Annotated in this window: 6 protein-coding genes, 8 tRNA genes and 1 pseudogene; 14 read left to right on the top strand and 1 reads right to left on the bottom strand. The window is 40.7% G+C overall.

Features of this window, described 5'->3' with window-relative positions:
* A partial coding sequence (locus BO222_RS13540) for a hypothetical protein (RefSeq protein ID WP_143357054.1) occupies positions 1 to 274 on the bottom strand: 274 nt, incomplete at its 3' end.
* 242 nt (positions 275 to 516) lie between these two features.
* On the opposite strand from BO222_RS13540, the gene BO222_RS12925 reads away from it, so the two are divergent.
* The 14 genes and pseudogenes from BO222_RS12925 to BO222_RS12860 all read left to right on the top strand — a co-directional run.
* Positions 517 to 592 (top strand) — tRNA-Val (locus BO222_RS12925).
* A 3-nt stretch (positions 593 to 595) separates the two neighbouring features.
* Positions 596 to 671 (top strand) — tRNA-Thr (locus tag BO222_RS12920).
* A gap of 5 nt (positions 672 to 676) precedes the next feature.
* Positions 677 to 752: transfer RNA gene (locus BO222_RS12915), tRNA-Lys, on the top strand.
* Positions 753 to 761: 9 nt separating this feature from the next.
* A tRNA-Gly gene (locus BO222_RS12910) sits at positions 762 to 835 on the top strand.
* A gap of 203 nt (positions 836 to 1038) precedes the next feature.
* Positions 1039 to 1114, top strand: a tRNA-Val gene (locus BO222_RS12905).
* Positions 1115 to 1117: 3 nt separating this feature from the next.
* A tRNA-Thr gene (locus BO222_RS12900) sits at positions 1118 to 1193 on the top strand.
* A 5-nt stretch (positions 1194 to 1198) separates the two neighbouring features.
* A tRNA-Lys gene (locus BO222_RS12895) sits at positions 1199 to 1274 on the top strand.
* Between the two features lie 9 nt (positions 1275 to 1283).
* A tRNA-Gly gene (locus tag BO222_RS12890) sits at positions 1284 to 1357 on the top strand.
* Between the two features lie 168 nt (positions 1358 to 1525).
* Positions 1526 to 1801 carry a hypothetical protein gene (locus BO222_RS12885; RefSeq protein WP_075821120.1) on the top strand — a complete coding sequence of 92 codons (276 nt, stop codon included), beginning with the start codon at positions 1526 to 1528 and terminating at the stop codon, positions 1799 to 1801.
* Between the two features lie 209 nt (positions 1802 to 2010).
* The gene (locus tag BO222_RS12880; RefSeq protein ID WP_075821119.1) at positions 2011 to 2694 is read left to right on the top strand and encodes a response regulator transcription factor; all 684 of its coding nucleotides are present in this window, start codon (positions 2011 to 2013) and stop codon (positions 2692 to 2694) included.
* The gene (locus BO222_RS12875; RefSeq protein WP_075821118.1) at positions 2691 to 3947 is read left to right on the top strand and encodes a sensor histidine kinase; all 1257 of its coding nucleotides are present in this window, start codon (positions 2691 to 2693) and stop codon (positions 3945 to 3947) included. Before BO222_RS12880 ends, BO222_RS12875 begins: the two co-directional genes overlap by 4 nt.
* Positions 3948 to 3981: 34 nt before the next feature.
* A pseudogene (locus tag BO222_RS14465) lies at positions 3982 to 4859 on the top strand (DUF1848 domain-containing protein).
* A gap of 95 nt (positions 4860 to 4954) precedes the next feature.
* Positions 4955 to 5695 carry a uracil-DNA glycosylase family protein gene (locus tag BO222_RS12865; RefSeq protein ID WP_178390457.1) on the top strand — a complete coding sequence of 247 codons (741 nt, stop codon included), beginning with the start codon at positions 4955 to 4957 and terminating at the stop codon, positions 5693 to 5695.
* A gap of 498 nt (positions 5696 to 6193) precedes the next feature.
* Positions 6194 to 6500, top strand: a 307-nt coding sequence (locus BO222_RS12860) for a recombinase family protein (protein WP_158024618.1), incomplete at its 3' end; no start/stop codon positions are given.

Raw genomic sequence — 6500 nt, 5'->3', positions numbered from 1 at the left:
TCTTTAAAACTGTGTGGTCGAACTTGCTTCGAGCCTGACATATGGCAGAGTCAGTGACCTGGATTTTATGCGTCTTGAAGTAAGTCAGATTCTGCTGGCGAATAGAGCCGCTTGTCAGAGAAGCGATAAAACAAGCAATACGGGAAAGGCCAATTTTTCTGTTTCGCATGAAGGCTTCGCCTTCAATCAGGGAACGATCCGGGCAGTCTGCCAGACCGTCCAGGTAAGAATAGAAGATTTGGCGATACTGTTTAGGGGATTTCGAATGGGTCAAAATAACCACCTCCGAAATCCTTCGGATTATGGATTAGTTCCGAGTTTCGGTCTGTCAAGTGCCATATTCGGATAATTTATAAACTTTTGGAGCAACTCCACTGCTTGTGTTAAAAATCAAAAAAACGAGGAGCGAATTCCGCATGGAAGACACTCCTTAACTTAATGACATTGGAAATTTTTGAAATTTTATTCTTGCCCTCAGGGATTAATTCATGTATTATAACAAAGCGTTAAGCGAATGGAGGCTTAGCTCAGTTGGGAGAGCGTCTGCCTTACAAGCAGAGGGTCAGCGGTTCGAGCCCGTTAGCCTCCACCATTTGCCGACTTAGCTCAACTGGTAGAGCAACTGACTTGTAATCAGTAGGTTGGGGGTTCAAGTCCTCTAGTCGGCACCATTTATGACTCGGTAGCTCAGTTGGTAGAGCACTTGACTTTTAATCAAGGGGTCCAGGGTTCGAATCCCTGCCGAGTCACCACTTTTATTTGCAGGTGTAGTTCAATGGTAGAACTTCAGCCTTCCAAGCTGACTACGTGAGTTCGATTCTCATCACCTGCTCCATTTGAACAGTACGCGGATCATCGATCCGTTTTTATTTGCGGATTTTACTGATTTGTTTTTGATTGTTTATTGTTTATCGATATCCAATTGTTTGTTTCAGAACAATAAAAAGAAATAATTGATTTTTGATCAAAAGCATTGCAATTTTTTTTAAGATCATGTATCTTAACAAAGCATCAAGTGAAACAAACCAAGAAGTAAATGGAGGCTTAGCTCAGTTGGGAGAGCGTCTGCCTTACAAGCAGAGGGTCAGCGGTTCGAGCCCGTTAGCCTCCACCATTTGCCGACTTAGCTCAACTGGTAGAGCAACTGACTTGTAATCAGTAGGTTGGGGGTTCAAGTCCTCTAGTCGGCACCATTTATGACTCGGTAGCTCAGTTGGTAGAGCACTTGACTTTTAATCAAGGGGTCCAGGGTTCGAATCCCTGCCGAGTCACCACTTTTATTTGCAGGTGTAGTTCAATGGTAGAACTTCAGCCTTCCAAGCTGACTACGTGAGTTCGATTCTCATCACCTGCTCCATTTGAACAGTACGCGGATCATCGATCCGCTTTTTTTATTATTCTTAATGTCGGTGAAGATTTACAGAAAAGTTGATCCTTAGCTCAGAATTCTATCCTGAATTATGAATTAAAAGTATACTTCGTAGGATTCAAACGGCTTCAACAGGAATTTTAAGGGAGAGTTTTAATGAAACCAAAAATGAAACCAAATCTGGCTTTATCAGTTCCATATTTCACTGCATCGATTTGTTTTATCGCCGCGGTCATTACCCGTAGTATGGTCTGGATGGTTGTTGGAGTGATTTGTCTGGCTGCGGCTTCTTTTCTTTCTTATGAATCGGCAAAAAGAGAAAGAAAAAGAATTCAGGCTATGCAGGTCAAGAGATCTCAAACGCAGGCAGATTCAAGACCATCTCAGAAGACCAATTCGATTAATCGTACTGAAAATAAGAAAAAAAAATAACAGGAAAAGCTGATTATCCGTCAAAACCAGATCGGAAAGTTCATGGACATCTGAATTCGTTTTAGATGTCTTTTTTTGTTTTTTTTAGAGTCGTAGAGATTGTGAATGATTTATCGTTTAAGCTTAGTTTTAAGTTTAATGCCTATAATTTGAATGAAAGATACTATCCAATCTCAAACTTATGAGTTTTGGTTAGAGAGGTAATAGTGATGAAAATTTTGATCGCAGAAGATGAAACCCGCCTGGCTGATGCGATTGCCGATGCCTTAAAAGGTGCTAATTATGATGTGGATTGTGCTTTTGACGGAATCGAAGGAGCTCAAAAGGCAACCAGTGGTCAGTATGATCTTGTTGTACTCGACATCATGCTTCCTGGAAAGGATGGATTTTCAATTCTTGAAGAAATCCGCAGAATGCAGCCGGAAACAAGGGTCATTATTTTAAGCGCTAAAGGTGAATTGGATGACAAACTGAAAGGACTCGAACACGGAGCCGACGACTATATGACGAAGCCTTTCCATTTCGAAGAATTGATTGCAAGAGTCAATTTACAGCTAAGAAAGAAGAATGAAGAAAGTGGAAAAATTCTTTCATTAGGGAATTTGCAGCTTGATCGTAAGAAAGGATTGCTTTACAACGAATCAAATGGACAGACTCTTCCAATTTCTGGAAAAGAATACGCATTGACTGAGTATTTTCTTGAACATCCTTCACAGATTCTTTCCCGTGAGCAGCTTTATAACAAAGTCTGGGGTTGGGATAACAATATCGAATCCAATAACCTTGAAGCTTATTTGTCCTTTATTCGTAAAAAGCTCAGACTGCTGGGAGTCGATGTTTCGATTAAAGCCATTCGGGGAATGGGGTACCGAATTGAAACGAGTGAAAAATGAAACAGCTCAAAAAGAAGATCGTTCTTGTCCTGGGATCCCTTCTGTCTGTACTTGGGATTCTGATCTTTGGCATTGTTCTTTTCATGGAAGGAATGAAGGCTGAAGATGAAATCCGGACGACCTTACTGCGTGTTTCATCTTCAATGAATTCTCTTTATGACGGCTATCTGGAAGGCAAACCATATTTTTACAATGATGGGCCCCAATCTGAAAGACGAGGATCTTTGAAGATGGATGATGATTTTTCATTAATCACCGACGATCCAGTATTTACATTCCAGATCGACAATCATCGAATCTGGAACATTCTCTATCTGAATGCGGATATGGATGAAATATCAGAGGCTCTTGAAAGGGCAGACTGGGTTTTGGCTCACGATGAGCCATCGAAGGCAAAGACGCAACTTTCACTCTTAGGTGATCGTTATGCCTGGTATTATCCGGATTTGAATTCGATGACGCTGATCGATATTCATTCCTGGCAGGACGATTATGTCGATTATTTCTGGTTGTGTACGGGCTTTTTCATTGTTTATCTGCTTGCAGTCTGGGGCATTGCGCAATTGATTTCAAAATGGCTGATTCGACCTGTTGCTGAATCCTTCGAGAAACAGAAGCAGTTTATCGCCGATGCTTCCCACGAATTAAAAACTCCTTTGGCTGTCATTCTTTCTTCAGCTGAGGCAATGGAAAGAAATCCTGATAATAAATGGCTGAAAAATATTGAGACGGAAACGGATCGGATGAACCGTCTGATCGGCGATCTGCTTGAACTGACAAGATCTGAACAGATCAAACTTCCATTAAGCCGAGTCAATCTGTCCTTTATTGCAGAAAAAGAATGTCTGATTCAGGAAGCCAGAATCTACGAAAAAGGATTGACGCTGAATGTCGACATTGAACCGGATGTTGAAGTGATTGGAAATGCGGATTCCCTTTCTCAGGTCTTGGGGATTTTGCTTGATAATGCGATTTCACATGCCAGAAGTGAGATCCGAATCAAAGTCAGAAAACAGGGAAGTCAGTCAATCTGTTTTGTGGAAAATAATGGACGGCCAATTCCTCTGGAAATGCAGAAAAGAATTTTTGAACGCTTTGTCCGTGAAGATACGAGCCGAAACCGCAGTGACAATCGATTCGGGTTAGGACTGGCGATCGCAAAAAACTTAATGAACCAAAATCAGGGAACGATCAAGGTACAGACTGTCGAGGGATGGACTGTTTTCTCGTTTATTCTGAAAACTGCTCATTGAGGCTTCTCTTTACAAAAGTGCTAAGATTGAGTGGATGATAATCAATATTAGTTCGCGAACCGACATCCCTGCATTTTATTCAGAATGGTTAAGGAACCGGTTGAATGCCGGTTTTTTTGATGTCCGTAATCCATTTAATCCTAAAATGGTTTCCCGGATTCACTTAAAAGATGCAGATGCCATCATGTTCTGTACGAAAAATCCAATTCCAATTATTCCTTTGTTAAGCAGAATACAGATTCCAATTCTTATGGATGTGACAGTCACTCCATATCATCAGAACATTGAACCAGGTCTTCCGGATAAAAGAAAAATCATTGAAGCGATTCGGGAGATTTCCACGATTGTAGGACCCGATCACATGGCTGTCCGATATGATCCGATTTTTATTTCTGAACGGTATACAATCGATTACCATATTCGGGCTTTTTAAAATTATGTATTGAGCTCGATGGCTGCGTTGAACAGATCGCCATTTCATTTCTTGATCTGTACAAAAACACGAAAAAGAACTGGCCGTATTTACGGTTTCGGAATATGACTTCCAAGGAAATTCAGAAGCTTGGGGAAAATTTCAAACGAATTGCAGACCAGTACCATATTGAAGTCTTTACCTGTTCTGAAAAGAATATTCTAGCTGAATATGGAATTAAAGATGGAGCCTGCTTTTCGCAGGAGAAGGCTTTCGAAATGACAGGAAAAAAATTTCCGAAATGGAAGGCGAGAGATTGCGGTTGTGTCGAGATGGCTGATGTCGGCGTCTATAATTCGTGCAGGCATTTGTGCCGATATTGTTATGCCAATTACGATGAGAAGCAAATTCAAAAGAATATGCAGCGGCATGATCCCAATTCATCCTTGCTGATTGGCCATCTTGAAAAGGATGATGTAATCAAGGATCGAAAGCCATAAGCATCATGTAAAAGTCTGGCTGTTCATCGGTCAAGCTGATTTGCCGATCCGAATAAAGAATCAGGACGAAACGAAAAAGAGGTGATTGGATGGATATGGAAGCTCATGCAAATACGCAGGAAACGCCGAATCTGAACCATCAAAAACAAAAGAAAAATGATCCATCCTTAAATCTGCCGGTTACAGAATCTGTGATTTCAGGGGAGCATGAATTACTGCAGCAGCTTAGAGATCAGATGAAAAAATGCAGAAGATGTCAGGAAGAATTTGGATTTGAACCAAGACCGATCACATTTGGCAATCCAACGGCTAAGATTATGCATATTTCACAGGCTCCGGGGCGAAAAGTTCATGAAATCGGAAGGCCTTTTTCGGATCTTTCCGGCAAAACCTTACGTCAGGACTGGTATCAGATCAGTGATGAACAGTTTTACAATCCGGATAATTTTTACTTCACTACTGTGGGGCATTGCTTTCCCGGAAAGTCTCTAAGAGGAAATTACGACCGCAAACCTCCGAAAATCTGTTATGATCTCTGGACCTCAAAAGAAATCGAATTGATGAAGGAGTGTGAGTTGTATCTTGTCGTTGGCTCAGAAGCGGCAAGCCGTCTTTTTCCGAAAAGGAAACTAAGTGATCTGGTTTATGAAGATCTCAGCTTGAATGGCAAACCGTGTTATGTCCTTCCTCATCCATCGCCATTAAACCGAATCTGGATGAAGAATAATCCAGAATTCACAGAAAAGAGACTTGCGGAAATTCGTAAGAAAATTCATGAGATTTTAAAGCTCGATGATTCAAAAATGGATACAGACATGGTGGACTCAGATCAGTAAATAAACAGAAGAAAATGTATATCAGAAAATTCAAAAATACAGACAATTGGATCGTTAGAAAAATAAGAGGATCGATTTCAGGAATAAAGTTTGTTTGCCGGCTGATATGTAGGACTTATTGGCCGGTTTTTCCTTTCAGTGCTTGAGTTTGTAAGGGTTAGCCGGAATAATAAATCATATTTTGTTTCTGAGAGGATTAGAACGGCTTTAAAGGAAGCAAACAGACAGTACTCCAATCATTTTCTGTCTGGTGATTGAAGTGTAAAGGGTAATCTGCTGTTGGTCATTAATAACTAAATTAGTCACAATTGGATTTATTTACGATGTTTTCACGAACAGTTGAAACCGCTAACAGTTACTGTAAAATGACCTTACGAGGTGTTTATGATCAAATATTCGGATTTACCCAAAGAGTACTATTCAACAGGAGATGTCGCAAAATTGGTCGGCTTAAATTACCGCTCAATTACGGCCTAGAAAAACAAGGGCAGAATCAAAATGGCTCAGTCTTCCACCGGCCGATGGTATGCCTCTAAACAAGATGTCATTGAATGGCTGAATTCAAGGATGATCTATTTCGATGATTCTCATAAAGAACGAATCAATGTCATTTACGCCAGGGTATCCAGCCATGATCAGAAAAAGAATGGTGGTCTTGATCGTCAGATTGGCCGTTTAGCTTTGGCTGCTTCTGAAAAAGGTGATTTCAAAGTCTTTTCAGATACAGATAGTGGTTTAAATACCAGCCATAAGGGTCTGAGCAGAATGCTCGATTGGATTGAACAGGATCAGGTGAAGACAGTTT

The organism is Ileibacterium valens (assembly GCF_001945525.1).
Taxonomy (GTDB): domain Bacteria; phylum Bacillota_I; class Bacilli_A; order Erysipelotrichales; family Erysipelotrichaceae; genus Ileibacterium; species Ileibacterium valens.
Note: the sequence above shows the minus strand (reverse complement) of the source record. Positions and strands in the feature narration are given on the sequence as shown.

Excerpts from the sequence above, each read along its gene's own strand:
- BO222_RS12885 (WP_075821120.1), top strand. The coding sequence starts at position 1,526 with ATGAAACCAAAAATGAAACCAAATCTGGCTTTATCAGTTCCATATTTC.
- BO222_RS12880 (WP_075821119.1), top strand. The coding sequence starts at position 2,011 with ATGAAAATTTTGATCGCAGAAGATGAAACCCGCCTGGCTGATGCGATT.
- BO222_RS12875 (WP_075821118.1), top strand. The coding sequence starts at position 2,691 with ATGAAACAGCTCAAAAAGAAGATCGTTCTTGTCCTGGGATCCCTTCTG.
- BO222_RS12865 (WP_178390457.1), top strand. The coding sequence starts at position 4,955 with ATGGAAGCTCATGCAAATACGCAGGAAACGCCGAATCTGAACCATCAA.